We start from the raw sequence: 1,484 nt of genomic DNA, 5'->3' as shown, positions 1-1,484 counted from the left end.
GGTAGTGTCGAGAAAGTTGGTGTAGCGCCCGATTCGAAGCGAGTCGGCCCTGCGTCCTGCAATCTGGAATACGGTTGATATCCTATGCCGCCTCGACCCTGTCCGCAAGCTCGAGACCGGCCTCGAGCATCTTCCTGGCCTCCGCCTCAAGCCGCGCCCAATCGACGTGACCGTCGATTCCCCGAGTGCGACCGTCATCGTAGAGCTCGTTCATCCTCACTTCCGAGAAGTACCGGGACTCCTGCCATATCTCGTCCTGCTCGCACATGACCGCGCCCGCGAGCCGCACCAGCGACCCTGTGGAGGGGAACACCTGCACGACGCGCGACCTGCGCTTTATCTCCCGGTTGGTCCTCTCCTGCACGTTGTTGGTGCGCAGGCGCTTCCAGTGGGTCGGCGGAAAGTCGAGGTAGGCCAGCGCGTCGGGCTCGGCCTCCTCCAGCACGGCCGCCGCCCTCGGGCAGCACCCCGCCAGCATGTCGCACGCCGCGTGGTACATGGCCGTCACGGTGGCGGCGTCGCGCCCGCGGAACACCTGCGACACGATCCTGCCCACGCGGCGCCTGAGCTGCCAGGAGCCGGCCTCGCGCATGCAGTCGCGCATGAGGTGGACCGCGCAGCGCTGCCACGCGGCGCCCTGGAAGACCTCGCCGAGCGCCCGGACGAGCCCCGGGTGGGCGTCCGAGACGACGAGCCGCACGCCCGCCGCCCCGCGCGAGCGGATAGCCCGCAGGAAGGCGAGCCACGAGTCGTAAGACTCGGTGTCAACCACGTCGACGCCCAGGACGCGCCTCCAGCCGCCCGCATCGCAGCCGATGGCGGTGACCACGGCGGTGGAGGCGACGCGCCCCTCGCGGCGGCACTTGACGTAGGTCGCGTCGAGCCAGACGTAGGGCACCGGCGAGCCGTCGAGCGGCCTTCCGCACAGATCCCCGATGTCTGCGTCCAGGCTCGAGGCGATTGCGCTCACCTGGTCCTTCGAGAGCCTGGAGACGCCCATCTTCTCGGCCACCCTCTGCACCTTGCGGGTGCTCGTGCCCGTGGCGTACATCTCGGCGACGGCGGCAACGAGGGCGCGGTCGACGCGCTGGTAGCGCTCGAGCACGTCCTCCGGGAAGAAGCTGCCGGAGCGCAGTTTGGGGATGCGCAGCGTCAGCGTGCCGACGCAGGTGGCGAGCGACCTCTCGCGGTAGCCGTTCCGGCTGTTCGCCCCGCCACCGCAGAGCTGGTCGGCCTCGGCGTCCATCACGGCGTTCACGACCTGCTCGGCGAGTCTGCGGAGCAGCTCCTGCATGTCGATGGCGCCGTCATCGAAACGGGGCATGGCGAGCATGTCCGGCGTCGGGTCTGATAAGATTTCCATAGCGGTCTTCGTCCTTTCCTAGAACCTGTTGTTGTGGTGATTTCAGATTCTAGGACGAAGGCCGTTCTTCGTTAAACGAGCGCTAGGGTGCCACCCTTACACCAACATTTTCGACGCGATC

General features: G+C 67.5%; 1 protein-coding gene. It reads right to left on the bottom strand.

From position 1 onward, the window contains the following. Nucleotides 1-82 precede the first annotated feature (82 nt). Entirely contained in the window at nucleotides 83-1,363 is a 1,281-nt protein-coding gene (locus tag DXC79_RS09940; protein WP_117636073.1) for an IS256 family transposase, read from the bottom strand. Between the last annotated feature and the right edge of the window lie 121 nt (nucleotides 1,364-1,484).

It is taken from the genome of Collinsella sp. TF08-11AT (assembly GCF_003437035.1).
In the GTDB taxonomy this organism is placed as follows: domain Bacteria; phylum Actinomycetota; class Coriobacteriia; order Coriobacteriales; family Coriobacteriaceae; genus Collinsella.
Note: the sequence above shows the minus strand (reverse complement) of the source record. Positions and strands in the feature narration are given on the sequence as shown.